The 26,025-nt window shown below is 73.6% G+C and carries 21 protein-coding genes and 1 pseudogene; 14 read left to right on the forward strand and 8 right to left on the reverse strand.

What is annotated here, in order from left to right; genetic code table 11:
* The first annotated feature begins 74 nt into the window (after positions 1-74).
* Positions 75-1,520: a sigma-70 family RNA polymerase sigma factor gene (locus ACIBQZ_RS38455; RefSeq protein ID WP_396093856.1), complete on the forward strand. Its 1,446-nt coding sequence runs from the start codon at positions 75-77 to the stop codon at positions 1,518-1,520.
* Between the two features lie 9 nt (positions 1,521-1,529).
* On the opposite strand, the gene ACIBQZ_RS38460 is transcribed toward ACIBQZ_RS38455, so the two are convergent.
* Positions 1,530-1,964, reverse strand: a complete 435-nt coding sequence (locus tag ACIBQZ_RS38460) for a spore germination protein GerW family protein (protein ID WP_396093857.1) — start codon at positions 1,962-1,964, stop codon at positions 1,530-1,532.
* Positions 1,965-2,152: 188 nt separating this feature from the next.
* On the opposite strand from ACIBQZ_RS38460, the gene ACIBQZ_RS38465 reads away from it, so the two are divergent.
* The 4 genes from ACIBQZ_RS38465 (at position 2,153) to ACIBQZ_RS38480 (ending at position 7,638) form a co-directional block, all read left to right on the forward strand.
* Positions 2,153-3,505 (forward strand): PQQ-dependent sugar dehydrogenase, encoded by a 1,353-nt coding sequence (locus tag ACIBQZ_RS38465; protein WP_396093858.1) that lies wholly within the window; start codon positions 2,153-2,155, stop codon positions 3,503-3,505.
* 130 nt (positions 3,506-3,635) lie between these two features.
* On the forward strand, positions 3,636-4,619 hold the full coding sequence (locus ACIBQZ_RS38470) for an Acg family FMN-binding oxidoreductase (RefSeq protein WP_396093859.1): 984 nt from the start codon (positions 3,636-3,638) through the stop codon (positions 4,617-4,619).
* Between the two features lie 5 nt (positions 4,620-4,624).
* Positions 4,625-5,578: an Acg family FMN-binding oxidoreductase gene (locus ACIBQZ_RS38475; protein WP_396093860.1), complete on the forward strand. Its 954-nt coding sequence runs from the start codon at positions 4,625-4,627 to the stop codon at positions 5,576-5,578.
* Between the two features lie 257 nt (positions 5,579-5,835).
* Positions 5,836-7,638 (forward strand): family 16 glycoside hydrolase, encoded by a 1,803-nt coding sequence (locus ACIBQZ_RS38480; RefSeq protein ID WP_396093861.1) that lies wholly within the window; start codon positions 5,836-5,838, stop codon positions 7,636-7,638.
* Here the strand turns inward: ACIBQZ_RS38480 and cydC are convergent.
* From cydC to ACIBQZ_RS38500, 4 genes are read right to left on the reverse strand one after another with little or no spacing between them, the layout of a single operon-like run.
* The gene (cydC, locus tag ACIBQZ_RS38485; protein ID WP_396093862.1) at positions 7,628-9,313 is read right to left on the reverse strand and encodes a thiol reductant ABC exporter subunit CydC; all 1,686 of its coding nucleotides are present in this window, start codon (positions 9,311-9,313) and stop codon (positions 7,628-7,630) included. The two genes, ACIBQZ_RS38480 and cydC, sit on opposite strands and share 11 nt — an antisense overlap.
* A complete protein-coding gene (gene cydD / locus ACIBQZ_RS38490) occupies positions 9,310-10,938 on the reverse strand; it encodes a thiol reductant ABC exporter subunit CydD (protein WP_396093863.1) in 1,629 nt (542 codons plus the stop codon). The genes cydC and cydD overlap by 4 nt, the downstream gene beginning before the upstream one ends.
* Positions 10,935-11,954, reverse strand: coding sequence for a cytochrome d ubiquinol oxidase subunit II (cydB, locus tag ACIBQZ_RS38495; protein WP_396093864.1), 1,020 nt, complete (start codon positions 11,952-11,954; stop codon positions 10,935-10,937). The genes cydD and cydB overlap by 4 nt, the downstream gene beginning before the upstream one ends.
* Positions 11,955-11,966: 12 nt before the next feature.
* Positions 11,967-13,358: a cytochrome ubiquinol oxidase subunit I gene (locus tag ACIBQZ_RS38500; protein ID WP_396093865.1), complete on the reverse strand. Its 1,392-nt coding sequence runs from the start codon at positions 13,356-13,358 to the stop codon at positions 11,967-11,969.
* A 173-nt stretch (positions 13,359-13,531) separates the two neighbouring features.
* Between ACIBQZ_RS38500 and ACIBQZ_RS38505 the strand changes: the two genes are divergently transcribed.
* From ACIBQZ_RS38505 to ACIBQZ_RS38515, 3 genes and pseudogenes are all read left to right on the forward strand, one after another.
* Positions 13,532-14,155, forward strand: coding sequence for a hypothetical protein (locus ACIBQZ_RS38505; protein WP_396093866.1), 624 nt, complete (start codon positions 13,532-13,534; stop codon positions 14,153-14,155).
* A gap of 23 nt (positions 14,156-14,178) precedes the next feature.
* Positions 14,179-14,733 (forward strand): annotated as a pseudogene (locus ACIBQZ_RS38510) (serine hydrolase domain-containing protein); the annotation flags it as partial.
* A gap of 1 nt (position 14,734) precedes the next feature.
* Complete coding sequence (locus ACIBQZ_RS38515; RefSeq protein WP_396093867.1) at positions 14,735-15,295, forward strand: GNAT family N-acetyltransferase; 561 nt, start codon at positions 14,735-14,737, stop codon at positions 15,293-15,295.
* Here the strand turns inward: ACIBQZ_RS38515 and ACIBQZ_RS38520 are convergent.
* Positions 15,292-17,430 (reverse strand): sigma-70 family RNA polymerase sigma factor, encoded by a 2,139-nt coding sequence (locus ACIBQZ_RS38520; protein WP_396093868.1) that lies wholly within the window; start codon positions 17,428-17,430, stop codon positions 15,292-15,294. The genes ACIBQZ_RS38515 and ACIBQZ_RS38520 overlap by 4 nt on opposite strands.
* A gap of 363 nt (positions 17,431-17,793) precedes the next feature.
* Between ACIBQZ_RS38520 and ACIBQZ_RS38525 the strand changes: the two genes are divergently transcribed.
* On the forward strand, positions 17,794-19,197 hold the full coding sequence (locus ACIBQZ_RS38525; protein ID WP_396093870.1) for a pectinesterase family protein: 1,404 nt from the start codon (positions 17,794-17,796) through the stop codon (positions 19,195-19,197).
* Between the two features lie 31 nt (positions 19,198-19,228).
* Positions 19,229-20,668, forward strand: a complete 1,440-nt coding sequence (locus ACIBQZ_RS38530) for an RICIN domain-containing protein (protein ID WP_396093871.1) — start codon at positions 19,229-19,231, stop codon at positions 20,666-20,668.
* 58 nt (positions 20,669-20,726) lie between these two features.
* Here the strand turns inward: ACIBQZ_RS38530 and ACIBQZ_RS38535 are convergent, their stop codons facing one another.
* Entirely contained in the window at positions 20,727-21,443 is a 717-nt protein-coding gene (locus ACIBQZ_RS38535) for a TetR/AcrR family transcriptional regulator (protein ID WP_396093872.1), read from the reverse strand.
* Between the two features lie 25 nt (positions 21,444-21,468).
* Between ACIBQZ_RS38535 and ACIBQZ_RS38540 the strand changes: the two genes are divergently transcribed.
* Both ACIBQZ_RS38540 and ACIBQZ_RS38545 read left to right on the forward strand, forming a co-directional pair.
* The gene (locus tag ACIBQZ_RS38540) at positions 21,469-22,317 is read left to right on the forward strand and encodes an alpha/beta hydrolase (protein ID WP_396093873.1); all 849 of its coding nucleotides are present in this window, start codon (positions 21,469-21,471) and stop codon (positions 22,315-22,317) included.
* 8 nt (positions 22,318-22,325) lie between these two features.
* A complete protein-coding gene (locus tag ACIBQZ_RS38545) occupies positions 22,326-23,069 on the forward strand; it encodes an SAM-dependent methyltransferase (protein WP_396093874.1) in 744 nt (247 codons plus the stop codon).
* Between the two features lie 112 nt (positions 23,070-23,181).
* Here ACIBQZ_RS38545 and ACIBQZ_RS38550 read toward each other — a convergent pair whose 3' ends face one another.
* Complete coding sequence (locus ACIBQZ_RS38550) at positions 23,182-23,484, reverse strand: DUF1905 domain-containing protein (RefSeq protein WP_396093875.1); 303 nt, start codon at positions 23,482-23,484, stop codon at positions 23,182-23,184.
* A 304-nt stretch (positions 23,485-23,788) separates the two neighbouring features.
* Here ACIBQZ_RS38550 and ACIBQZ_RS38555 point away from each other — a divergent pair, with 304 nt between their 5' ends.
* Positions 23,789-25,063: a cysteine desulfurase-like protein gene (locus ACIBQZ_RS38555; RefSeq protein WP_396093877.1), complete on the forward strand. Its 1,275-nt coding sequence runs from the start codon at positions 23,789-23,791 to the stop codon at positions 25,061-25,063.
* A 158-nt stretch (positions 25,064-25,221) separates the two neighbouring features.
* Complete coding sequence (locus ACIBQZ_RS38560) at positions 25,222-26,019, forward strand: ATP-binding protein (RefSeq protein WP_396093878.1); 798 nt, start codon at positions 25,222-25,224, stop codon at positions 26,017-26,019.
* The last annotated feature ends 6 nt before the right edge of the window (positions 26,020-26,025 follow it).

The following is a 26,025-nucleotide window of genomic DNA, read 5'->3' on the forward strand; positions in this document are numbered from 1 at the left end:
CGGTCCATTGACTCGGCCGACCGCGTCGTTCACAGTCACCACGGCACCTCGGACCGCCCGGCAGTGATGGAGCAATGCGAGCCCGACCGAGAACGACCGGCGACACCGCGCTTGTCATCGCGGCGCGCTCGGGTGACCCCGGCGCGCTGGAGGAGCTGGTCCGCTCGCAGCTGCCGCTGGTCTACAACCTGGCGCGGCGGGCGCTGAGCGGGCACGCCGACGTCGACGACGTGGTGCAGGACGTCATGTTCCGGATGGTGCGGCAGCTCCCGGCGTTGCGCCGGCCCGGGAGCTTCCGGTCCTGGCTGACGGCGATCGCGGTGAACCGGATCAGCACGCAGCTGGCCCGCGGCGAGGTGGCCGCCGGGCGCGAGACCAGCCTGGACGAGGCCGCCGGCCGGCCCGACGCCGCCACCGAGGTGGAGGGGGCCACCCTGCTGCGGGTGGAGCTGTCCGCCCAGCGGCGCCAGGTGCTGCACGCCGGCCGCTGGCTGTCCGCCGACGACCGGGCCGTGCTCCCGCTGTGGTGGCTGCAGACCGCCGGCGAGCTCACCCGCGCCGAGGTGGCCGAGGCCCTCGGGGTCGGCGTCGCGCACGCCGGCGTCCGGCTGCAGCGGATGCGTGAGCACCTCGAGCAGAGCCGCTCGATCGTCGCGGCGCTGGACGCCGTGCCCGGCTGCGACGGGCTGGACGCCGTGCTCGCCGGCTGGGACGGGGTGCCGGGGCCGCTCTGGCGCAAGCGCATCGTGCGGCACCTGCGGTCCTGCGCCGCGTGCGCGCAAGCGGGCGAGGGCATGGTGGCGACCGACCGCCTGCTGGCCGGGCTCGCGCTGCTGCCCGTCCCGGCGACGCTCGCCGCGCGCTGCGATCCCGCGGAGGCGGGCGCCCCGCCGGGGATCTCCGCGATCGGCCGGTTCGGCGCGGCGGTCCGGGCGCATCCCCTCGGCGTCGCGGTGACCGCCGGCGTGCTGGCCGCCGGGCTGGCCGCAATCCCGGCCGGCTGGTCCATGATCCGGCCGGCGGCCCACGAGGTGATCGCGGCGCCGGTCGCCGCGCCGGTCGCGCCCGCGCCCGCGCCTGCACGGCTGCCGGCCGGGCGGGTGTCGCTGGAGCCGGCGAACGCCGGTGGTCGCTTCGTCGCGCTCGCCGGCGACACCACCGCCCTGGTGCCGACCAGCCCGGACGGCGCCGCCGCGGTCCGCCGCCGGGCCACCGTCGAGGTGACCTCCGGTCTCGCGGACCCGGCCTGTGTCTCCGTCCGGGCCGCCGACGGCCGCTTCCTGCGGCACCAATCGTGGCGGCTGGTGCCGAGCCGGGACGAGCGGACGACGCTGTTCCGCAAGGACGCCACCTTCTGCGTGCGGACCGGTTTCACCGCCGGGTCGGTGGCGCTGGAGTCGTCGAACTATCCCGGCTGGTTCGTGCGGCACGTCGGCGACGAACTCTGGGTGGACCAGTTCGACGGCAGCGCGGCGTTCCGCGCCGACAGCTCCTTCCTGCTGCGCCCCGCGCTCTACTGACCGGGCCCGTCAGTGCTTGCGGCCGCGGCGGACCTGCCGCAGCTGCGCGATCCTGACGGCGGCACGGGGCTTGCGCGCAGCCGTCCGCGACTGCAGCACCGCCCGGACGACCAGCAGCGCCGCCACGGCCACCAGCTGCCCACCCAGGACGATCCGGTTCACGTCCACCGCCGGCAGCCACTTCACCTTGCCGTCGCGCAGCACGTACACGCCGAGCGCCTTGGCCGTCATGCCGAAGCCGCCGCCCGTACCGGTGGGGGCTTGTTTGTCGTCGGCCGGACCGGTGCCGCCACCGCCCCCACCGCCGCCGCCGACCTTCGCGACCGGCAGCACGATCGTGCCGTCCTGGGCGACCGGCGTCCCGAACGCCCGGCCGGCGTCGGCCTGGCCGACGATCTCGCGCAGCCCGGCGAAGACGTCCGTGTCGTGTGTCGTCTGTGTCATGGCATGCCCTCTCGTGACGTCCGGCGGGACCGGCGGCCCCGCTCAGGCAGTTCCCTACCGGCCACGTTCGTCCGCGCACCGCCGTGCGGGCAAGGGGCAGGCGACCCGGAAATCCCCCGGGTGCCGCGAACCCGGACCCGGCCGCCCTGGGTTGCCGGCCGCCGCGCCGGTGGGTGGAAGATGCAGTGATGAAGACGATCGTGCGTGCGGCGGTGGCCGCCGGTCTGGCGCTGACCCTGGCCGCCTGCTCCGCCGACGAGCCGGCCGCTCCCCGCACCGGCGGCACCCCCGCGGCCGGCGCCGTGCAGCCGTCGTCGGCGGCGGTGCCGGCGCTGACGGCCACGACCGTACGCACGCTCGCCGGCACCGACACCGCGCCGTTCGACACGGCCCGGCAGGTGCAGGCCCCGCCCGGCTGGACGGTCACCGTCTGGGCCCGGGTGCCCGGCGCCCGGCTGCTGGCCTGGAGCCCGGACGGCCGGCTGCTGGTCTCCCGGCCCAAGTACGGCGACGTGCTCGCGCTGACCCCCGGCCCGGCCGACGCCGCGCCGGCCCAGCGCACCCTGGTCGGCGGCCTGACCCAACCGCACGGGCTGGCCTTCGCCGGCAGCACCCTCTACCTGGCCGAGAGCGACCGGCTGGACGCCTTCGCCTACGCGGCCGGGGCGGTGTCCGGCCGGCGGGTGGTCGCCGACGGCCTGCCCGACGCCAAGAGCCCCGACCTGCGCGGGGCCTACGCGCACGCGCTCAAGAGCGTCGCGGTCGGCAAGGACGGCGCGCTCTACGTCTCGGTCGGCTCGACCGGCAACATCTCGGCCGAGGACCGGGAGGCCGAGCCCGAACGCGCCACCATCCTCCGGGTGCCGCCGGGCGGCGGCGAGCCCACCGTGTACGCGCGCGGCGTCCGCAACGGCACCGGGCTCGCGGTCGACCCCGACGGCGCGGTGTGGACGGCGGTCAACAACCGGGACAACATCGCCTACCCGTACGACGGCGCGGACCGCGGGCGGGTGACGCAGGAGTACGTGAACGACCACCCGCTGGAGCCGCTGGCCCGGCTGGCACAGGGACGCGACCTCGGGTGGCCGTACTGCAACCCGGACCCGGACCTGGCGCCGGGCGAGCCGGACTCGCCGCTGAGCTACACCGGGCGGCCGTTCGTCCGGGACCTGCAGACCAACCCGGACGGCACGAAGCTCGACTGCGCCGCGCTGCCCCCGGTCGAGCAGGGCATGGGCGCGCACTCGGCGCCGCTGGGCCTGAGCTTCGCCACCGCGCCGGGCCTGGCCGGCGGGTACGGCCCCGGCGCCCTGGTCGGCGTGCACGGCTCCTGGAACCGCACCCCGCCCCGCCCGCCGGAGGTGTCGTTCTTCGCCTGGCGCGACGGCACCCTCGGACCGCAGCAGACCCTGCTCACCGGTTTCCAGTTGGCCGACGGCTCCCGCTGGGGCCGGCCGGTGATGGCCGTGCAGGGCCCCGACCGGGCGCTGTACGTCAGCGACGACTACGCCGGCGCCGTCTACCGGGTCACCGCCCCCTGAGCCGGCCCGGCGGCGCACCGCCGGCCGGCATGATCGCCGTGCCGGAGTACCGGGTGAGTCGGGTCTTTCGGCCCTGCTCGTCCCGGGACGGCCGCGCCAAAGTGGGTAGGTCGCCCAGGAGGTTTCCGTCATGACCGCGCACCCGTCCGAGAGCACCCGGCAGCTGGAGGCAGCCGCCGCTGCCGCGCTGCACGCGCCCTCGGTGTTCAACACCCAGCCCTGGCGCTGGCGGATCAGCGGCGACACCCTGGAGCTGTTCACCGAGCCGGACCGGCAACTCACCGTCGTCGACCCGGACGGGCGGCTGCTGCTGATCAGCTGCGGCACCGCCCTGCACCACGCCCGCACGGTCCTCGCGGCGGCCGGCTGGACCTGCACCGTCGAGCGGCTGCCCGACCCCGCGCAGCCGGAGTTGCTGGCCCGCGTCCGCCTGGGGCACCCGGGCCCGGCCGACCCCGAGGCGCAGCGGATGGCGGCGGTCATCAACCGCCGCCGCACCGACCGGCGTGCCTTCGGCGATCGGGTCGTCGACGAGCAGACGCTGACCCGGCTCCGCCGCTTCGTCGAGGCCGAGGGCGCCTACCTGCACGTGGTCCCCGGTGATGAGGTGCCGGCGCTGGCGATCTCGACCGAGCGGGCCGCCGGCGCGGAACGGGACGACCCCGCCTACCGCGAGGAGCTGCACCGCTGGACCAACCGGCCACAGTGGCGCGGTGACGGCGTCACCCCGGCGACCGCGGTGGAGCCGGCCCTGCGCCGGGTGCCGGTCCGGGATTTCGCCCCCGCGGGCCGGGCCGGGCTGACCGCCGGCGAGGGCGTGGACCGGGGCGCCGCGTACGTGATCATCTTCGGCACCACCGACCGGCGCGCCGACCTGCTGCGCGGCGGCGAGGCCCTGTCCGCGCTGCTGCTGCTCGCCACCGCCGAAGGGCTGGCCACCGCGCCGCTCAGCGAGGCCGTCGAGGTGGCCTGGTCCCGGCACCTGCTCACCACGCTGCTGTCGGGCGTCGGTGAGCCCTACCTCGCTGTCCGGCTGGGCTACCCGCCCGCCGGCGAAGCCCTGCCGCCCCAGCCCCGACGGGCCGCGGCCGAGACCATCCGGACCGAGGGGTGACCCCGATGACCTACGACGACGCCGACCTGCGGCACGCCGCCGCCGCAGCGGTCCGGGCGCCCTCGCTGCACAACAGCCAGCCGTGGCGGTTCCGGCTGCGCGACGGCGCGATCGAGGTGCTGGCCGACCCGGCCCGCCAGCTCGCCGTCGCGGACAGCACCGGCTGGGCCGTCCGCATCGCCTGCGGCGCCGCCACCTTCAACGCCCGGCTGGCGCTGGCCGCCGGCGGCACCCCGGCGGAGGTCACGCTCCGGCCCGACCCCGCGGAGCCGGAGCTGGTCGCCCGGCTGACCGCCGGCACCCCGCGTCCGCCCAGCTACGCCGAGGCCGAGCTGACGGCGGCCATCCCGCACCGGCACAGCAACCGCCGGCCGTTCTGGCCCGACCCGGTCGAGGCCGCGACGCGGCAGCAGCTGATCGACGCCGCCCGCGCCGAGAACGGCTGGCTGGACCTGCTCGTCGGGATGACCGCGCTCAGCGGCTTCGCCGAGATCGCGCAGAGCGCCGACCGGGTGCTCCGCCGCGACGTGCACTACCAGGCCGAGCTGTCCACCTGGACGCACGCCGACAGCGCCTCCGACGGCATCTCGGTGCTGGCCGGCGCGCCCGTGACCGAACCTCAGGACCTGCTGCCCCAGCGCGCCTTCAGCGACCGCAAGCGCGCACCGGGCCGCGACTTCGAACCGGAGCCCCTGGTGGCGATCCTCGGCACGACCGGCGATCGGCCGCAGGACCAGATCGTCGCGGGCCAGGCGCTGCAACGGGTCCTGCTCACCGTCACCGGCGCCGGGCTGGCCTGCTCGATGATCTCGCAGCCGATCGAGGTGCCGGCCGCCCGGGACCAGCTGCGCCGCGCGCTGGGCCGATCCGGCGTGCCGCAGATGGCCCTGCGGATCGGGTACGGCCAGCCGGGCAGCCCGAGCCGGCGCCGCCCGCTGGCCGAGGTGCTGACCGACTGAGCGCACGCCGCCATGCAACAAACCTGCACATCATATTTATTGACTCTCATATATCAGCGGGTGAAGATTCCCTCACGAACAACCGTCCCCCGGATATCGCCGGATGCCATTCCGAGGACGCCCCGCACGCTGCGGTGAGACTGCTCCCACACCGTATTCCCGTAACCGATCGACGGCCTTTGCACAATGGCCGCCGGGCTGCGTGCTGCGCCCTGCGCACCCCCGGCGACGTCCATTTGTGACAAGGAGAAACACCCATGGCACCCTCACCCCGGGCGCGCCGGTTGCGCCGGCTCGCCGGCGCCGGCGCGTTGGTGGCCCTCGTGACGGCGGGCCTGGCCGCCACCGTGACCAGCGCCCAGGCGGCGACCGTGTTCACCGCGGACTTCGAGTCCGGCAGCACCTCCGGCTGGTCGAAGTCGGGCGGCACCTGGTCGGTGGTCGCCGACGGCTCGCAGACGCTGCGGCAGACCAACGCGGGCAGCGAGAACGCCCGCAACCTCGCCGGTGACGCCGGCTGGACCGACTACACCGTCTCGGCGCGGGTCAAGCCGCTCTCGTTCGGCACCGGCGGTTTCGTCGGCCTGCTGGCCCGGGCCAAGAGCTCGACCACCTTCTACCGGCTGGCCCTGCTGCCCGGCAACCAGGCGCAGCTGCAGGCCGTCAACAGCGGCAGCGTCACGGTGCTCGGCAGCTCGGCGCGGACCGTGACGACCGGCACCTGGTACACGGTGAGCCTGAGCGTCACCGGCTCGACCGTCACCGGCAGCGTCGACGGGGCCCCGGTCGGTTCCGGCACCAGCGCGGTCACTGCGGCCGGCCGGATCGGCGTGCAGACCGGCTACGCGTCCGCCGGCTTCGACGATGTCACGGTCACCACCGGCGGCGGCAGCACGCCCACGCCGACCACCCCGACCAGCCCACCGACCAGCAGCCCGACCCCGACGCCCACGGCGACCACCCCGCCCCCGGCCAGCGGCACCCTGTACGCCGCGCCGAACGGCACCGCCGGCGCGGCCGGCACCCAGGCCGCCCCGACGACGCTGGCCTCGGCGATCACCCGGGTCACCGCCGGCGGGACGATCTACCTGCGCGGCGGCACCTACGCCAGCGCACAGACGATCACCATCGCGGCCGGCAACAACGGCACCGCGAGCGCCCGCAAGAACCTGGTCGCGTACCCCGGTGAGACGCCGATCCTCAACTTCTCGGCGATGGCCGAGGACCCGGCGAACCGCGGGCTCGCGGTGAACGGGTCGTACTGGCGGGTCGCCGGGATCATCGTCGAGCGGGCCGGCGACAACGGCATCTTCGTGGGCGGCAGCAACAACATCATCGAGCGCACGGTGACCCGGTTCAACCGCGACACCGGGCTCCAGCTCTCCCGGATCGCCTCGGACACCCCGAACGCCCAGTGGCCGGCCAACAACCTCATCCTGAGCGCGGAGTCGCACGACAACGCGGACTCCGACGGTGAGGACGCGGACGGCTTCGCCGCCAAGCTGACCGTCGGCGCCGGCAACGTCTTCCGGTACGCGGTGTCGCACAACAACATCGACGACGGCTGGGACCTCTACACCAAGACCGACACCGGGCCGATCGGCGTGGTCACCATCGAGGACTCGCTGGCCTACAACAACGGCACGCTGAGCAACGGCGGGCAGGCCGGCAACGGCGACCGCAACGGCTACAAGCTCGGCGGCGAGGACATCAAGGTGAACCACATCGTGCGGCGCAGCATCGCCTTCAAGAACGGCAAGCACGGGTTCACCTACAACAGCAACCCGGGCTCGATGACGATCTCCAACAACATCAGCATCGACAACACCGAGCGCAACTTCTCCTTCGACGCCGGCACCTCGGTGTTCCGGAACAACGCCTCGTGCCGCAGCGGCAGCGGCACGAACGACCGCATCATCGGCGACGCGGACGGCTCGAACCAGTTCTGGTCCGGCAGCAACGGCTCCCGATGCGCAGCCCTGAGCGGCGCGCTCGCCTGGTCGTTCGCCTCCGACGGCCGGCTCGCCGTGACCCTCGGCGGCCGGGTGGTCACCCCGTGATGACGAGCTGACCGTCCCGTGGGGCCCGGCACGGTGTGCCGGGCCCCATGGTCACGATCTCGTCCACCCCGGACAGACCCTCGGTGCGGTGGGTGATGAGCAGCACGGTACGGCCGTCGGCCGCGGCCAGCAGGTCGCGGGTGAGCGCCGCGGCGGTGTCGTCGTCGAGGTGCTCGGTCGGCTCGTCGAGGATGAGGATCCGGAAGTCGGCCAGCAGCGCCCGGGCCAGCGCGAGCCGGCGCCGCTGACCGCCGGAGAGCTGCACGCCGTGCTCCCCCACCAGCGTCGCCGTGCCGTCCGGCAACGAGTCGACCCAGTCCAGCAGGCGCGCCGCGGCCAAGGCGGACCGGAGCTGCTCGTCGGTGGCGTCGCGCCGGGCCAGCCGCAGGTTCTCCTCGATGCTGGTGTCGAACAGGTAGGCGTCCTCGGGCAGGTAGCCGACGAGCTGCCGGACCCGGTCCGACGGCAGGTCGCGCAGGTCGATCCCGTCGATGCTCACGGTGCCCCGGTCCGGGTCGAGGAAGCGGACCAGCAGGGCGGCCACGGTGCTCTTGCCGGAGCCGCTCGGCCCGACCAGCGCGACCCGCCGGCCCGGCGGCAGCACCAGATCCACGTCCCGCACGGCGGTCCGGCCGGGGACCCAGCCCGCGGTGACCCCGTCCAGCCGCAGGGTGTGCGGCCCGTCGGGGACCTCGGCGGGGACGGCAGGCTCGGCCACCGGCAGAGGGGCGGCGAACACGTCGGCCAGGCGCCGCAGCGCGCCGCGGGCGCCGGCGAAGCGCTGGGCGGCGGCGGGCAGCCCGGCGGCCGCCTCGAACACCGCGAGCGGCGTCAGCACCACCACGGCGAGCAGCTCGCCGGAGAGCGTGCCCGCGCGGACCGCCACCGCGCCGGCGGCCAGCCCGACCAGCACGCACAGGCCGGTGGCGAGCGCGGTCACCGCCGCCGACGTGCCGGCCGCCAGGCTGGACCGCCGTTCGGCGTCGCGCAGCCGGGCGTCCACGGCGCTCAGCCGGGCCAGGTGCGCGTCGGTCGCGCCGTACGCGACCAGGTCCGGCAGCCCGTGCAGCAGGTCCACCGCGCCGGTGGCGAGCTCGCCGCGCAGCGGGGCGAGCCGGCCGTCCGCGCGCCGGGCCGCCCGGGCCTGGAGCAGCGGCACGACCAGCCCGACGACCACCAGCCCCGCCGCGAGGGCCGCGCCCGCGACCGGCGACAGGCTCGTGACCAGCACGACCGCCCCGGCGCCGACAACCGCGGTGACCGCGTACGGCAGCACCACGCGGGTCAGCATGTCCAGCACCGCGTCGACGTCGGTGACCAGCCGCTGCACCAGGTCGGCGCGCCGGAACGTGGCCAGCCCGGCCGGCGCCAGCAGCTCCAGCCGGGTGTACAGCCGCACCCGCAGCTCGGCGAGCACCCGCAGCGCGGCGTCGTGCCCGGCCAGCCGTTCGACGTACCGCAGCACGCCGCGGCTGATGCCGAAGGCGCGTACGGCCACGATCGCCACCATCAGGTGCAGCACCGGCGGATGCAGCGCGGCGCGGGAGATCAGCCAGGCGGCGGTGGCCATCAGGCCCACGCCGGCACCGGCGGAGCCGACCCCGGCCAGCACCGCGAGCAGCAGCCCGGGGGTGGCCGGCCGGGACACGGCGCGGAGCAGCCGGAACCAGCTCATCGCACACCCGCCGGGGCGTGGGTCAGGTCGATCGTGCGGGCGGCGACCGCGATCAGCTCGGGGCGGTGGGCGGCGATGAGCACGGTACGCCCGCGCGCCAGCAGCCGGATCGCGTCGAGCACCCCGGCGGCGGTAGCGGCGTCGAGGTTGGCGGTGGGCTCGTCGAGCAGCACCACGGGCGCGTCCCGCAGGAAGGCCCGGGCCAGCGCGATCCGCTGCCGCTGACCGGCGGACAGCCCGGTGCCGTCGTCGCTGAGCACCGTGTCCAGCCCCTGCGGCAGGGCGTCGACGAAGTCCGACGCGCCGGCCTGCTCGAGGGCCCGGCGTACCTGGGCCTCGGTCGCGTCGGCACCCAGCGTGACGTTGGCCCGCAGGTCGGCGGCGAACAGCTGGGGCCGCTGCGGCACCCAGGCGAGCCGCCGGCGCCAGCCGGCCGGGTCCAGCTCGGCCAGGGGCACGCCGGCGACCCGCACCGCGCCCGATTCCGGCGTGGCGAAGCCCAGCAGCACGGCCAGCGCGGTGGACTTGCCGCAGCCGCTGGGGCCGGTCAGCGCCACCACCTCGCCGGGCTCGATCACCGCGGACAGCCGCAACGCCGGCTCCGCGCGGCCCGGATAGCTCACCACGACGTCGTCGAAGACGATCGTGCCCAGCCGGGCGGGCCGGTCGCCGGCGGGCGGCACCGGGGTCTCCAGCACCGCGAACGCCTCCTCGGCGGCGGCCAGCCCCTCGGCGCTGGCGTGGTAGTTCGCGCCGACCTGGCGCAGCGGCAGGTACGCCTCGGGGGCGAGGATCAGCACCAGCAGGGCGGTCGCCAGGTCGAGGTTGCCGGAGACCAGCCGCAGCCCGATGCCGACGGCCACCAGCGCCACCGACAGCGTCGCGAGCAGCTCCAGCACCAGCGACGACAGGAACGCGGTGCGCAGCGTGCGCATGGTCAGCCGGCGCTGCTCGGCGCTGATCCGGCGGATCGTCACCGCCTGCGCCCGGGCGCGGCCGAACAGCTTGAGCGTGCCGAGCCCGGCGACCACGTCGAGGAAGTGGTGCGAGAGCCGTTGCAGCAGCCGGAACTGCCGCCGGTTGGCGGCCTCGGTGTGCATGCCGACCAGCGCCATGAACACCGGGATCAGCGGCAGGGTGAGCGCGATGGTGACGGTGGCGACCAGGTCGGCGCCGGCCAGGCGGCTCAGCACGATGACCGGCACCAGCGCGGCGAGCACCAGTTGCGGCAGGTAGCGGGCGAAGTAGGCGTCCAGCGCGTCCAGCCCGCGGGTGATCAGGGTGGCGAACGCGCCGGTGTCGCCGCGCGGGCCGAGCGCCGCCACGTGGGCCAGCAGACGGCGGCGCAGCTCGCTCTTCACCCCGGCCGCGGACCGCGCGGAGACCACCTCCTGCGCCCAGGCCACCGCGGCCCGGGCGGCGACGACGGTGATCAGCCACAGCAGCGTCGGCTGCAGCTCCCGGGCGCCCGCGCCGTGCAGGAAGACCGCGGTGATGCCGTCGGCCAGCAGCGTGGCCTGGGCGACGATCAGCCCGGCCAGCACCGTGCCGAGCAGCACCGTGACAGCCAGGTACGCCCGCGTGGAGCGGGCGTACCTGAGCAGCCGGGGGTCGAGCGGCTTCACACTTTCTCCCGGACCGGCACGGTCACCGGCGGGATCTGCTCGACGGTGAGGCGCTTGCGGAAGACCCAGTACGTCCAGCCCTGGTACACCAGCACGACCGGGGTGAAGAGCACGGCCACCCAGCTCATCACCTTGAGCGTGTACGGCGTGGACGACGCGTTGTCGACGGTCAGGCTGTTGGCCGGATCGAAGGCCGGCATGACGTCCGGGAACAGCGTGACGAACAGCGCGAAGGTGGCCAGCACGATGGTCGCGCCGGTGGCCAGGAACGCCCAGCCCTCGCGGCGCGCGTACGCCGCCAGCACTCCGCCGACCAGGGCGACCGCCGCGAGGGCCGACAGCACCCAGCCGACGGCGTCGTGGTGGGCCAGCGCGGTCCAGAGCAGGAACCCGCCGGCGACCGCGACGGCCGGCCCGCCCAGCCGCGCCGCCAGCCGGCCCGCGCGCTCCCGCACCTCGCCGTCGGTCTTCAGGGCCAGGAACACCGCGCCGTGCAGGGTGAACAGCGTCAGCGTGGTCAGCCCGCCGAGCAGCGCGTACGGGTTGAGCAGGTTGAAGAACCCGCCGACGTACTCGTGGTCGGCGTCCAGCGCCACGCCGCGCACGATGTTGCCGAAAGCCACGCCCCAGAGCAGCGCCGGCACCAGGCTGCCGCCGATGATGCAGGCGTCCCAGCGCCGCCGCCAGCGGTCGTCGTCGACCTTGCCGCGGTACTCGAAGGCCACCCCGCGCAGGATCAGCGCGACCAGGATGAGCAGCAGCGGCAGGAAGAAGCCGGAGAACAGCGTGGCGTACCACTCGGGGAAGGCGGCGAAGGTGGCGCCGCCCGCGACGAGCAGCCACACCTCGTTGCCGTCCCAGACCGGGCCGATGGTGTTGATCAGCAGCCGGCGCTCGCGTTCGGTGCGGCCCAGCACGGGCAGCAGGATGCCGACGCCGAAGTCGAAGCCCTCCAGCAGGAAGTAGCCGGCCCAGAGGATCGCGATGAGCGCGAACCAGAAAGTGGTGAGTTCCATGATCCCGTTCTCCTAGTACGCGAAGGCCAGCGGGCGGTCGGCGTCGTCGTCGTCGTGCTTCTCGATCTCGGGCGCGCCGGCCCGGGCGTACCGGATGAAGAGCCCGACCTCGATGACGGCGAGCACCCCGTAGAGCAGCGTGAGGACGATCAGCGAGGTCGCCGCCTCGGCGGTGCTGACGGCCGGCGATCCGCTCTCGGCGGTCTTGAAGACGCCGAACACCGTCCACGGTTGCCGGCCCATCTCGGTGAAGATCCAGCCGAACGAGTTCGCCAGCAGCGGCATGGAGACGGTGGCGATGGCCGCGGTCCACAGCCAGCGATGGGTGGGCGTACGGCCCTTGCGGCTGAGCCACAGGGCCAGCGCCGCGATCGCCATGGCGAGCCCGCCGAAACCGATCATCAACCGGAACGACCAGTACGTGATGGGCACGTTGGGCGTGTAATCGCCGGGGCCGTACTTCTGCTCGTACTGCTGCTGGATGTTGTTGATGCCCTCGACCTCGCCGCTCGGGCTGCCGGTCGCCATGAAGGAGAGCAACGACGGGATGCGCACGCTGGCCACCTCTTCGCTGCCGTCCAGCGAGCCGATGGTGAACAGCGAGAACGACGCGGGCTCGGAGGTCTCGTAGAGCGCCTCCGCGGCGGCCATCTTCATCGGCTGCTGCTCGGTCATGATCCGGGCCTGCAGGTCGCCGGTGATCAGCACGCCGACCCCGGCGATCAGCACCACCCAGGCACCCAGCCGCAGCCCGGGGCGGAAGACCTCCTCCTGGTGCCGCTTGCGCAGGTGCCAGGCGCTGACCGCGAGCATGAGCGCGCCGGCGGTCAGGAAGCAGGCCGTCACGGTGTGCGGGAACGTGACCAGGGTGGTGGAGTTGGTCAGCACGGCGCCGATGCTGTGCAGCTCGGCCCGGCCGCTGTCCGGGTTGACCTGGTAGCCGACCGGGTGCTGCATCCAGGAGTTCGCCGCCAGGATGAAGTACGCCGACAGCAGCGTGCCGATGGCGGCCAGCCAGATCGTCGCCAGGTGCAGCTTCTTCGGCAGCCGGTCCCAGCCGAAGATCCACAACCCGAGGAACGTGGACTCGAGGAAGAACGCCAGCAGGCCCTCGATGGCCAGCGGCGCCCCGAAGATGTCGCCGACGAAGCGCGAGTAGTCACTCCAGTTCATCCCGAACTGGAACTCCTGCACGATGCCGGTGACCACCCCCATCGCGAAGTTGATCAGGAACAGCTTGCCCCAGAACTTGGTGGCCCGCAGGTACTGCTCCTTGCCGGTGCGTACCCACGCGGTCTGCAGGCCCGCGACGAGCATCGACATCCCGATGGTGATCGGCACGAAGATGAAGTGGTACACGGTGGTGATGCCGAACTGCCAGCGGGCGATGTCGAGCGCGTCCACGCGAGGTCCTTTCCACGACTGTCACCGAGTCTTGGCGATCTCCGGCCGCCGTTCGCAGGGCCAAAGGTCCCGTCCGGTCCCGGAGAGGGTCCCGGACCCGGGCCTTTAGCCCCTGTCGTTCGACTAATCCGCCGACCACACTCGGCGAGCCGTAAGCTACGGAGGTGCACGCGATGACCGGCATCCATCCGGCGACCGCCGCGCAACGCACGGAGCTGCTGCACCGGATGCTGCTGCTGCGGCGGGGCGAGGAGCAGGGCGCCCATCTCGGCGAGGAAGCCGTCATCGTGGGCCTGCGGAGCGCGCTGGGCCCGTCCGACACCCTGCTGCCCACGCACCGGCCGGGCGACCCGGCCCGCGCCGTCGCGCTGGCCGCCGACGACGTCCTGCGGCACCGGCCCGCGGTGGTGGTGTGCTTCGTCGGCGAGGACGGCGCACCCGGGCTCACCGGCACCCTCGACCACGCGGTGCGGCAACGGCTGCCGGTGCTGTTCTGCTGCGCCGACCAGCACGAGGGCGGCCCGCCCGGCTGCGACTGCCTGACCGCCCAGAACGTGGACGGCACGGACGTGGAGGCGGTCACCCGGGCGGCGCAGACCGCGGTCCATCCGGTACGGGCCGGCGCCGGGCCCCGGCTGCTGCACTTCCGGACGTACGCCGGGGTGACCGGACCGCTGCACGACCCGATCCGGATCCTGACCGACCGGATGCGCACCGACCACCAGCTCGACGACAACGCGCTCGCGGCGATCGAGAAGCACGTGGCCGCGGCGATCGGCGGCGGCCCGGGACGCTAGGGTCGGCCGATGGCCGGCCCGGCGCCGGGTGGCACTACAGCAGCCCGGCGTACGTCCTGCTCGCGCACGTGGTGCAGGAGGCCGCCGGCCGGCCCTACCGGGACTTCCTCGCCGACGAGATCCTCACGCCGCTGGGCCTGGCCGGCACCTTCGCCGGCTCTCCCGGCGACCGCGCGGACCTCGCGCGAGGCCACGACCTTCAGGGCCGGCCGGTCGCCTCCTGGGAGCTGGACGTCGTCAACCTGGGCGCGGGTGACATCTGGTCGACCGCGGCGGACCTGGTGGCCTGGATCGACGGCCTGCGCGCGGGCCGGCTGCTCGGCGAGCGCTACCGCACGCTGATGCTCGGCGAGCGGGCGGCGACGGGGATGGGCGCGGACGCGAGCGGCTACGGGTACGGCTGGTTCGTCGGCACGGTGCGCGGGCGCCGCTGGTTCCACCACTCCGGGGACAACGCCGGGTTCGTCGCGTTCGACGCCTGCGTGCCGGAGCTGGACTGCCGGATCGTCGTGCTGAGCGACTCCGACGCGTACGATCCAGCGATGATCTCCGGCCTGCTGACCGTCGCGCTCGGCTGACATGGCCGGGACGGGGACCACCGAGCGGCTGCGGCTCGCCGTACCGGAGCAGGGCGACCTGGCCGAGGTGCACGAGCTCTACGCGGACCCGCGGGTCTGGCGCGACGACCCGCTCACCCGGCACGTGACGCCGGCGCAGACGGCCACGATGATCGACCGCTGGCGGGCCGCCTGGGCGCGCGACGGGCTGGGCATGTGGGTGGCCCGCAGCGCCGGCCCGGCCACCGCGGGCCGGCTGGTCGGCATCGGCGGCACCTTCATCCGGTACGGCGTGGCGTGGAACCTCGGCTTCCGGCTCTCCCCCGCCTGCTGGGGCCAGGGGTACGCGCAGGAGCTCAGCCGGGCCGCGTTCGGCGCCGCCCGGGAGCTGCGGCCGGAGCTGCCGATGACCGCGTACCTGCTGGAGGGCAACACCCGCTCGCAGCGCGCGACCGAACGCACCGGCCTGCGCCGGGTCTGGCGCGGCCCGGACGCGGGCAACCCCGACCCCGATGCGGTACGGCTGCTCTACGCCGACCGCGACCTGCCGTCCACAGTGGTGCGCATGCTGACCGAGACCTAGGAGCCGCCGGCCATCGAGGCGCCCACGCCGTTGCCGGTGGTGAGGAAGTCGGTTCCCGGCAGCTTGCCGTCCGCGGTCCGGGCGCCCTGCGCGGCCGCCGGGTCCGTCGAGCGGAACTTCGCCGCGCTCCAGCCCTGCTGCTGCCAGCTGTTGCGGTCCGCGCGCGCCGCCGGTGACAGGCTCTCCGGGTCCGCGTTGCCGACCGCCGCGTTGGCGCGCAGCACCGCCGCCGCGTCCAGCAGCGCGAAGCCCGTGCCCCGGTTGCGGAACGCGGTGGAGTTGCTCAGCTCCAGCGCCGCCGGGTTGCCCTCGTCGGTGAAGCCGTGGCCGGCGTTGTCCCAGGCCGCGTCGTGGCGCAGCCGGTGCGCCGCGGCCACCGGCGGGTCGCTGCCGCCGAGGGCGAAGCCGCTGGCGCCGTTGCCGTACGACCAGGTGTACTCGACCGTCACCGGGCTGCCGAACGAGCCCAGGTCGATGCCGGTGCTGCCGTTGCTGAAGGCCCGGTTGCCGCGGATCAGGTTGCCGGCGCCGGCGCCGAACTGCACGCCCAGGCCGATGCCCACCCGGCCGGGCGCGGACGGGTCCCGGTTGGCGGAGAAGTCGCTGTCCAGCACCTGGTTCCGGGTGGTGCCGGGGTCGCGCAGCAGCATCCCGGAGCGCACGTTGTCGTGCAGGGACAACCGCCGGAACACGTTGTCCCGGCAGGCCCGGCAGACGTACCCGTGGCTGCGTGATCCCCGCAGCTCCAGCCCCTGCACCGTCCAGTAGGCGGTCTGCTGGGTGATCGCCCACTGGTCGGCGGGCACGCGGGTGGCGTCGATGACCGGCCGCTCGTCGCGGTAGTTGCTGAGCATGATGCGCTCGGCCGCCGTACCGCTGGTGGTGATCGTGATCCCGGCGGCGGGCCGGTAGGTCCCGCCGCGCAGGGCGATCGTCTGTCCCGGCCGGACGGCCGCCACCGCCCGCTGCAGGCTGGCGTACGGCCGGCGCAGGCTGCCGTCGCCGGAGTCCTTGCCGTCCGGGGCGACGTAGATGTCGGCCCGCTGGACGCCGAGGCCGGTGCCCGGCCGGGCCGTCGGGGTCCGGCCGGGCGCGGCCGGGGCGGACGCGGACGGCCGGGCCGGCTCCGGGGTGAGCGGCCGGGTGGTGAGCTCGGGCAGCGCGATCCCGCTGCCGGCGCCCGACCGCGGCAGGTCGGTCTGGTGGACCGCGTAGACCACGCCGCCGCCGACCGCGATCGTCGCCGCAGCGCCCACCGCCAGGGCCTTGTGGTGCAGCAACGCCTGCAGGTGGGCGAGCACCGAGGCGCCCGCGGAGAGCCCGGCCTGGGCGACCGCTCCCGCCTTGAGCCCGGCGAGCAGGGCCACCGGCACCGGCAGCGCGGCGAAGCCGAGCAGCAGCTCCTCGGGCGCGAGCAGGCCCCGCCCACGCGGGCCGCACTGCGGGCACTCCCGGACGTGCCGGACCAGCCGCTTGCGCCACAACGGATCCGCGGCGCCGTCCCACCTGCGCAGCTGGCCGCTCAGGCCGGCGCAGCGCGGCCGGGCCCGCAGCGCCCGGACGACGCCGCGGGCCGCGTCGAGCTGGGCCTTCATCCGCTGCACCCGGACCGCGGCGTGCTTGGGCGGCACCCGCAGGGCCGAGGCCAGCTCGCTGCGGGTCAGTTCGCCGGCCGACTCCTGCCACCAGAGCCCGAGCAGCGTGCGGTCACCGGCGTCGAGCCAGCCGACCGCCTCGACCAGCTCGCGGCGCTGGTCGGCGACGACGAGCTCGGCGGTGGCGCGCTCGGCGAAGTCGCCCTCGGGGTCGGGCAGGTCCGCCGGCTCGGCGGCGCGGCGCTGCCGGGTGACAATGCGCGACCGCAGGTGCAGCTGGATCTGCCGGTATGCGATCGCCACCAGCCAGGACCGGTACCGGTTCGGCTCGCGCAGGGTCGGCAGCGCGCGGATGGACCGCAGCATGGTCTCCTGCACCACGTCGTCCACGTCCGGGTGGCCGTGCAGCGCGCGGCCGATGATGTTGTAGACCAACGGGAGGTGCTCGGCGACGAGCTCGTCGAGGGCGCCCGCGCTGCCGGCCTGCGCGTCGCGGACGAGCCGGGCCAGGTCCTGCCCAACGGCCTGACTCTGCGTCACCGGCCCGCCCTCCCTCGTCCCCGTCCTGCCCGCGCCGGCGCCGACCGGCGTCACGAACCGAAAACATAGACGAATGTCGTTGAGCGCGTCCCGGGCCGACCGGCGGATGAACGTGGTGAACTGCGGCAACGTGACGGCGATCGATGGTTGCGCCGTATCGTGACACAGCACCCGAGGGCTGTAAAGCGAGGGCCCGGCGACCTCCCGGAACTTTTCTCCGGCGATTTCTGTTGTCGCCCGGCCGGTCCCGCATCTACGACAGTGCCGCCCTCCCCCGGGCGGCGATGACTCAACGTGACCATATGGGAGCGCTCCCGCTGCCCTGGGTCCCGTCCGAGAGGACCGGAAGTGTCTGGATCAAGAGTGGCGAGGCGTCTCCTCGTGACCGCGCTGGCGATCGTCATCCCCGGCGCCGCGATCGTCTACAGCGTGCTGCCGTCGCAGGCCGCGACCCTGCCCGCAGTGGGCGGCACCTACCAGCTGGCCGTGGCCAAGAGCGGCATGTGCATCGACGTGCCCGCCGCCTCCACCGCCAACAGCACCACCCTGCAACAGTGGGGCTGCACCACCGGCGCCGCGTGGCAGCAGTTCAAACTCACCGCGGCCGGCTCGAACTACCAACTGGTCAACGTCAACAGCGGCAAATGCATCGACGTACCCGGCTTCTCCACCACCTCCGGCACCCAACTGCAGCAGTACACCTGCGTCGCCAGCCAGACCAACCAGCAATGGCGACTGGTCGCCAGCGGCACCGACACCTTCCAGATCATCAACGTCGGCAGCGGCCTGTGCATCAGCGACAAGGACGCCTCCACCACCTCCGGCGCCCCGATCATCCAGGAAACCTGCACCGCCAACAGCAACAAGCAGTGGGCCTTCCGCGGGGCCGCCACCGGCAGCGCGACGGTCGCCAAGGACGGCACCGGCCAGTACTCCACCGTGCAGGCCGCCATCGACGCCGTGCCGGCGAACAACACCACCCGCCGGGTCATCACCGTCAAGGCGGGCACCTACCGGGAGATCGTGACGATCCCGGCCAACAAGCCGTACGTGACCCTGCAGGGTCTCGGCACGTCGGCGGCGCAGACGGTCATCGTGAACAACCACAGCTCGGCCGGCGGCTACGGCACCTCCGGCAGCGCCACCGTCTTCGTCAACGGCCACGACTTCACCGCGAGCAACCTGACCATCGCCAACGACTACGGCGAAGGCAGCCAAGCCGTCGCCGCCAACATCAACGCCGACCGCTCCACCTTCACCAACGTCCGCTTCCTCGGCAACCAGGACACCCTACTGATCAACAACTACCGCTCCTACTACCGCAACGCCTACATCGAAGGCACCGTCGACTTCATCTTCGGCGGCGGCACCGCCGTCTTCCACACCACCACCGTCCACGAACGCCGCACCACCGGCGGACCCATCACCGCCGCCCGCACCGAAGCCACCAACCCCTACGGCTTCCTGTTCTACAAATCCACCATCACCGGCGCAGCCAGCAACGTCACCCAACTCGGCCGCCCCTGGGGCCCCGACGCCCAGGTCCTCTACCGCGAGTCCAACCTCAGCACCACCATCAAAACCACCCAACCCTGGACCGACATGTCCAGCAACACCTGGAAGAACGCCCGCTTCACCGAATACAAGAACACCGGCTCCGGCGCCGGCACCAACAGCAACCGACCGCAAATGAGCGACGCCACCGCAGCCAACTACACCCCACAGAAATACCTGGCCGGCACCGACGGCTGGAACCCGGTCGGCTGACCTCCCCCGCCCCCTTCCCCGAGGAGAGCTCATGTTGAGAAGGAAACGCGCCGTGCTGCTGGCCGCCGTGCTCGCGGTCCCCGCCGCGATCGTCGGTTACACCGCGCTGCCGTCGCAGGCCGCGACCCTGCCCGCAGTGGGCGGCAACTACCAGCTGGCCGTGGCCAAGAGCGGCATGTGCATCGACGTGCCCGCCGCCTCCACCGCCAACAGCACCACCCTGCAACAGTGGGGCTGCACCACCGGCGCCGCGTGGCAGCAGTTCAAACTCACCGCGGCCGGCTCGAACTACCAACTGGTCAACGTCAACAGCGGCAAATGCATCGACGTACCCGGCTTCTCCACCACCTCCGGCACCCAACTGCAGCAGTACACCTGCGTCGCCAGCCAGACCAACCAGCAATGGCGACTGGTCGCCAGCGGCACCGACACCTTCCAGATCATCAACGTCGGCAGCGGCCTGTGCATCAGCGACAAGGACGCCTCCACCACCTCCGGCACCCCGATCATCCAGGAAACCTGCACCGCCAACAGCAACAAGCAGTTCGCGTTCCGGGCCGTGTCGGCCGGCGGGCGCACGTGGTCGAACGTCGCGGACGGTTTCGCCTCCACCGGCGGCGGCACCACCGGCGGGGCGGCCGGGCCCACGGTCACCGTGAGCACGCTGGCCGACCTGCAGAAATACGTCACCGCGACCACCCCGTACGTGATCAAGGTGAAGGGCGCGATCACCGTCACGCCCAAGGGCACCGAGCTGAAGGTGCAGTCGAACAAGACCATCGTCGGGGTCGGCACCAGCGGCCACATCGTCGGCGGCGGCTTCTTCCTCGGCACCGGCGTCAAGAACGTCATCATCCGCAACCTCACCATCCGCGACACCCAGATGACCGACGACGACCCCGACGACAAGCTCTACGACTACGACGCCATCCAGATGGACACCGCCGACCACATCTGGATCGACCACAACACCCTCACCCGGATGAACGACGGCCTCATCGACAGCCGCAAGGACACCACCTACCTCACCGTCTCCTGGAACGTGCTCGCCAGCAACAACAAAACCTTCGGCATCGGCTGGACCGACAACGTCACCGCCCGGATGACCATCCACCACAACTGGATCCACGACACCAACCAACGCAACCCCAGCACCGACAACGTCGCCCTGGCCCACCTCTACAACAACTACCTGCAGAACATCGCCTCCTACGGCAACTACGCCCGCGGCGCGACGAAGATGGTGCTGGAGAACAGCTACTTCGACACCGTGAAGGACCCGTACTACCCGGACACGACGGCGCAGCTCAAGCAGAGCGGCAGCATCGTGGTCAACTCCACGGGCAACCAGAAGACCTCCGGGTCGGCCTTCACGCCGAGCAGCTACTACTCGTACACCCTCGACCCGGCGGCGAACGTGCCCGCGCTGCTGAAGCAGTACGCGGGGCCGCAGGCGAACATCGGTCTCTGACCGACCCGACAGCCGGGGCCGGCCGGGGAGCGCAAGCTCCGGCCGGCCACCGGCGCGGTCAGCCGGCCTCGAGTGCCGCGGCGAGCAGGTCCACCGCGCCGGTGAGGGCGGCGCGGGGGTTCTGCTGCCAGTCCGGGGTGAGGGGCTCGAGGCCGGTTGACAGCGGATAGCGGTCGGCCAGGTCCGGGATCTGCTCCCGGGTCGCCGCCGCCTGCTCGCGCCACACGGTGGCGCCCTCCCGGGTCATCCGCCGGTACGCGGCCGTGGTCTCGGCAGTCGCGCGGACCGTGGCGTAGAGCATGGTGACCGCCGAGGGGCGGGACCGGGGCGGCACTTGCCAGCCGTCGAAGATCCGCAGCAGGCGTTCCAGCCAGTCCTGCTCGTGCGGGCCCTGGGTGGCCTGCGACCACGGCCGCCCGGCCAGCCACGGGTGGGCCAGGTAGACCTCGTACAGCGCCACGGACCAGGCTTGCAGGTCGGCGGTCAGGCTGCCGCCCGGGTCGGCCCACGCGGGCATCGCCGAGGCGTGGTCCTGCATCAGCGCCAGCAGCTCCTCCTTCGACCCCACGTACGGGTAGAGCGCCATGGCGCTGCGGCCGAGCCGAGCCGCGATCGCCCGGGTGGAGACCGCCGCCAGCCCGTCGGCGTCCGCGAGCGAGATGCCGGTCAGCAGGATCTCGTCCAGGTCGAGCTGCTGCCGCGGGCCGCGGCGCGGGGCCGGCACCGTCGTGCCGCGGTGCCGCCAGAGCCGGCGCACGTGGGCGTTCACATCCATAGTCCTTACAGCGTATAGTGTTTTCATGATGTCCGCACAGCTGCACGACAACTCCCCGCTGGAGGTGTCGGTCCTGGGTGACGGGCCGGCGGTCCTCCTGCCGATCAGCATCGCCCCCATCGAGGGGGCGGCGGCCGAGGAACTGCGGGCCTGGGGCGCCGATCCCGACGTCGGCCACTCGCTGGCCACCGGCCTGGCCGACGCCGGCTACCGGGTGATCGCCGCCGGCTACGAGGCCCACCTCGCCGCGCATCCCAAACCCCGCACACTGACCGCCGCGGCCGTCGCCGCCGACCTGCTCGCGATCGCCGACGCGGCCGGCGCGGAGCGCTTCGCCTACTACGGCTACTCCTGGCTGGCCCTGGCCGGCCTGCAGCTCGCCACCCGCACCGACCGGCTCGCCGCGCTGGCCATGGGTGGCTTCCCGCCGCTCGACGCCCCCTACGGCCCGATGCTGGCCGTCACCCACGCCGCCCACCGGATCGCCCTGGCCAACCGCGACCAGCCGGCGGCCACCGGCGCCACCGTGCAGCCCGGCGACTGGGACTCGGCGGACGGCGGCCAGACCCCGGACCAGGCCCAGCAGTACGTCACGCTCTACGAGTCCCTGCAGGACTTCGACGAACGCGCGGCCCTGGACCGGCTCACCCTGCCGCGGCTGGTCTTCGCCGGCGCGGAGGACAACATCCGGTACGGGCCCCGGTGGGGCGACACCTATGTGGCCATCGCGGACGCCGTACGCGCGAACCGCGACCAGCTCACCAAGCAGGGCTGGACGGTGGAACTGCTGGCCGGCGCCGACCACCTGGGCGCCATGCACGCCGACCGGGCGCTGGCCCTGCTGCTCCCCTGGCTGCGGCAGCACTGGTGTTGACTGCCCGGGTGGACCGTCACCGACTCAGCGCCATCGCGCACACCCACCACCCGATCGCCGCCCCGCTGCTCGGGGTCAACGTCAACCGGCTGCTGCGCCGGGCGGACCGGCAACCCACGGCCCGGATCCTGGACCTGGGCTGCGGCGAGGCGGCGTGGGCGCTGCAGGCCCTGGCCCACCACCCGGACGGCCACGCGGACGCCGTCGACCTCAACCGGCACGCCCTGGAGCGCGCCGCGACCGCCGCCGCCGAACGCGGCCTCGCCGACCGGCTCACCCTGCACGAACGCGACGCCCGCTCGTACGTGCCGGACGGCGACTACGACCTGGTGCTCTGCGTCGGGTCGACGCACGCCCTCGGCGGCTTCGCCGGCACCCTGGAGCTGGCCGGCCGGCACGCGCATCCGGACGGCGTCCTGCTGATCGGCGAGTGCTTCTGGGAGGCGCCACCGACCCCCGAGGCGCTGGCCGCGCTCGGATTGCGGCCCGAGGACCACACCGGCCTGGCCGACCTGGTCGACGCTGCCGAGCAGGCGGGCTGGACGCCGGTCTACGCCCACGTCAGCGACACGGCCGAGTGGGACAACTACGAATGGTCCTGGACCGGCTCGCTGACCGGATGGGCGCTGGACAACCCGGGCCACCCGGACGCGGCGGAGGCGCTCGCCCAGGCCCGGGAACACCGCGAGCGGTGGCTGCGCGGATATCGCAAGGTGCTCGGCTTCGTGACGCTGGTGCTGCGCCGCTGCTGACCCCGGCCAGCAAGCCGCTCGCCCGCAGAGCGTTCCCGGCCAGCAAGCCGCTCGCCCGCAGAGCGTTCCCGGCCAGCGAGCCGCTCGCCCGCAGAGCGTTCCCGGGCACGGCTCAGAAGTCCGTCAGCTCGATGCTCACGGCCGCGGTGTCACCCGGCCCGAGACCCTCGGCCTGCCGGACGGCCCGCTTGACCGGCAGCACGTAGACCTCCCGCTTGCCGTCCGGGAAGATCGACGTCCGCCAGACGCTGCCGCCGACGGTGACCCGGACCCGCACCGACCCGAAGCCCCGGGCCTGCCCACCGGTCAGCTCGCGGATCTCCTCGGACGCCCCGGCGGGCAGGCTGACGAAGGTCCAGCTGTCGAGGCGCCGGGCCTCCCAGAGCCACAACTCGGCGGTGAAAGCGACGATCACCCGAGCAGCATGGCAGGAGGGTACAACAGTAATTCAGCGCAGCTTCGCACCCGCCGGTCGGACACCCGTCACCGCGAGGTACTCCGGATGCTCGCCCGCCACGGCCCGGACGTCATGGGCCACCGCGAGCGGGTGGTCCGGCCCGCACCGGCAGCGCCGCCCTGACCTGCCCGACGTACGTCCGCCGAGGCCGCCGGCCAGCAGCAACGACCCAGGACTCGGCCCGGGGAACAGCACCCCGCACACCCGCCCGCGTGGTCCCGGTCATCCGGGGGCCCGGCAGGCGCTGCACTAGGGTCGGCCCATGCCGTACGACGTCGCCCGGGTCCGGGCCACCTATCCCGCGCTCGCCGAAGGTTTCGCCCACCTGGACGGTGCGGCCGGCACCCAGGTGGCCGCTCCCGTCATCGCCGCCGTCGCCGGCACGCTGGGCCGGGCCGTTTCCAACCGCAGCGCGGCCTTCGAGCCCGGGCGGCGGTCCACCGAGATCGTCACGGCGGCCCGGGAGGCGGTGGCCGATCTGGTCGGCGGGGTGCCGGGCGGGGTGGTGTTCGGCCCGAGCGCGACGGCCCTGACGTACGTGGTCGCCCGCACCCTGGCGCAGTCCTGGCAGCCCGGTGACGAGGTGGTGGTGTCGCGGCTGGACCACGACGCGAACGTGCGCCCGTGGGTGCAGGCCGCCGAGGGCGCCGGCGCGACCGTGCGCTGGGCGGAGTTCGACCCGGAGAGCGGTGACCTGCCCGCGAAGCAGTACGCCGACCTGGTCGGCCCGCGCACCCGGGTGGTGGCGGTGACCGCGGCCAGCAACGTGACCGGCGCGATGCCCCGGGTCCGGGAGATCGCCGACCTGGCCCACGCGGCGGGCGCGCTGGTGTACGTCGACGGCGTGCACGCGACCGCGCACGTGCCGACCGATGTCCGGGAGCTCGGTGCCGACTTCTACGTGACGAGCGCCTACAAGTGGTCGGGCCCGCACCTCGCCGCGGTGGTCGCGGACCCGGCCGTGTGGGAGGCGCTGCGGCCGGAGAAGCTGATCCCGTCGTCGGACGCGGTGCCGGAGCGCTTCGAGTTCGGCACGCCGAGCTTCGAGCTGCTGGCCGGCGTCATCGCCGCCGTCGAACACCTGGCGGCCCTGCCCGAGCTCTCCGGCAGCGGCCCTGCCGGGCCCGGCGGCGACGGCGCGGCCAGGCCTGGCGACAACGGCGGCGGCACAGCCGGGGTGGGTGCGGGGCGGCGGGCCCGGGTGGTGGCCGGGATGACCGTGGCCGCCGCCCACGAGACGGAGTTGCTGGACCGGCTGCTCGCCGGCCTCGCGGCGAACCCCGACGTGACAGTCCTGCCGGCACCGTCCGCACGCTGCCCCACGGTGTCCTTCCGGCTCCGCGGCCGGTCCCCCGCCGAGACCGCCCGGACGCTGGGTGATCAGGGCGTCTGCGTCTTCTCCGGCGACTACTACGCGTATGAGTACTTCGCCGCGGCCGGGCTGCGCGACAGCGGCGGCGCAGTGCGGGCCAGCATCTACCACTACAACACCGTTGAGGAGGTCGACCGCCTGCTCACGGCCTTGCGGACCGTCTGATCGGCGATGCTGCATCCTGCTTCTTGCATTGACATTGACGAATTGTCGCCCGTTCGGGTGTGACCCGGCGTCACCGGTTGACTGGTTGACGCAAGGAGGACCAGACTCCCGGGGGCGGCCGCGCGGGATCAGTGCGGCCTCGATCAGGAGTTGGTCCCATGACGGAGGTCGGTCCTCCCTATATGTTCCGCGACGACGACCTCAGCGGGTGCTTCGGGGTCTCCTGCGACGTCGACACCGGCATGGTCGAGATGGCGGTGCGCGGCAAGTTCAGCCTGCGCCTGAGCGTGGAGCTGTACGCCGGCTTCCGCAAATGCCTCGCCGAGCATCCCGCCGCGATGGTCGTCGACCTGAGCCGCTTCGAGGACCCGTACGCGGTCAGCGCGGCGATGTGGCTGGCCGCGCACCGCTCCGCCGCCGGCATGTACCCGCCCGTACGGCTGGCCCTCACCCTCGCGCCCACCGCCCCGCTGGCCGGGCGGCTGCGCCGGCTCGGCACCACCCGGCTGTTCCCGGTCTTCGCCACGGTGGCGGAGGCCCGGGCCGCGATGGCCGGCCCGACGCCGCTCACCGAACGCCTGCACCTGGCCAACCTGCCGCCGGAGGCCTCGTCGGTCGAGGTGGCCTGCGAGCTCGTTGACATCGCCTGCGCCAGCTGGCACATGCCGGAACTGCAGACGCCGAGCCGCGAGATCATGTCGGAACTCGTCCGCAACGCCGTCGAACACGCCGGCACGGAGCTCTCCGCCGCCGTGTGGCGCCGCGGCCCGGGGCTGCACCTGTCCGTCCGCGACCGCGATCCCGGGCTGCCCTCGCTGCGGGAACCGACGGCGGACAACCGCGGCTGGGGTCTGCGGATGGTGGACGGCAAGTCCGCGGCGTGGGGGGCGATGGCCACCCACGACGGCAAGATGGTCTGGGCGACCCTGCGAACCCGGCGGCAACTGCCCTCCTGACCCGGC

Origin of the sequence: Actinoplanes sp. NPDC049599 (assembly GCF_044465625.1) — a bacterium.
In the GTDB taxonomy this organism is placed as follows: Bacteria; Actinomycetota; Actinomycetes; order Mycobacteriales; family Micromonosporaceae; genus Actinoplanes.

Coding starts and splice junctions, on each gene's coding strand:
- ACIBQZ_RS38530 (WP_396093871.1), top strand. CDS start 19,229: ATGTTGAGAAGGAAACGCGCCGTGCTGCTGGCCGCCGTGCTCGCGGTC.
- ACIBQZ_RS38555 (WP_396093877.1), top strand. CDS start 23,789: ATGCCGTACGACGTCGCCCGGGTCCGGGCCACCTATCCCGCGCTCGCC.
- ACIBQZ_RS38460 (WP_396093857.1), bottom strand. CDS start 1,964: ATGACACAGACGACACACGACACGGACGTCTTCGCCGGGCTGCGCGAG.
- ACIBQZ_RS38455 (WP_396093856.1), top strand. CDS start 75: ATGCGAGCCCGACCGAGAACGACCGGCGACACCGCGCTTGTCATCGCG.
- ACIBQZ_RS38535 (WP_396093872.1), bottom strand. CDS start 21,443: ATGGATGTGAACGCCCACGTGCGCCGGCTCTGGCGGCACCGCGGCACG.
- ACIBQZ_RS38505 (WP_396093866.1), top strand. CDS start 13,532: ATGACCGGCATCCATCCGGCGACCGCCGCGCAACGCACGGAGCTGCTG.
- ACIBQZ_RS38560 (WP_396093878.1), top strand. CDS start 25,222: ATGACGGAGGTCGGTCCTCCCTATATGTTCCGCGACGACGACCTCAGC.
- cydB (WP_396093864.1), bottom strand. CDS start 11,954: ATGGAACTCACCACTTTCTGGTTCGCGCTCATCGCGATCCTCTGGGCC.
- ACIBQZ_RS38540 (WP_396093873.1), top strand. CDS start 21,469: ATGATGTCCGCACAGCTGCACGACAACTCCCCGCTGGAGGTGTCGGTC.
- ACIBQZ_RS38465 (WP_396093858.1), top strand. CDS start 2,153: ATGAAGACGATCGTGCGTGCGGCGGTGGCCGCCGGTCTGGCGCTGACC.
- cydC (WP_396093862.1), bottom strand. CDS start 9,313: ATGAGCTGGTTCCGGCTGCTCCGCGCCGTGTCCCGGCCGGCCACCCCC.
- ACIBQZ_RS38515 (WP_396093867.1), top strand. CDS start 14,735: ATGGCCGGGACGGGGACCACCGAGCGGCTGCGGCTCGCCGTACCGGAG.
- ACIBQZ_RS38470 (WP_396093859.1), top strand. CDS start 3,636: ATGACCGCGCACCCGTCCGAGAGCACCCGGCAGCTGGAGGCAGCCGCC.
- ACIBQZ_RS38480 (WP_396093861.1), top strand. CDS start 5,836: ATGGCACCCTCACCCCGGGCGCGCCGGTTGCGCCGGCTCGCCGGCGCC.
- ACIBQZ_RS38475 (WP_396093860.1), top strand. CDS start 4,625: ATGACCTACGACGACGCCGACCTGCGGCACGCCGCCGCCGCAGCGGTC.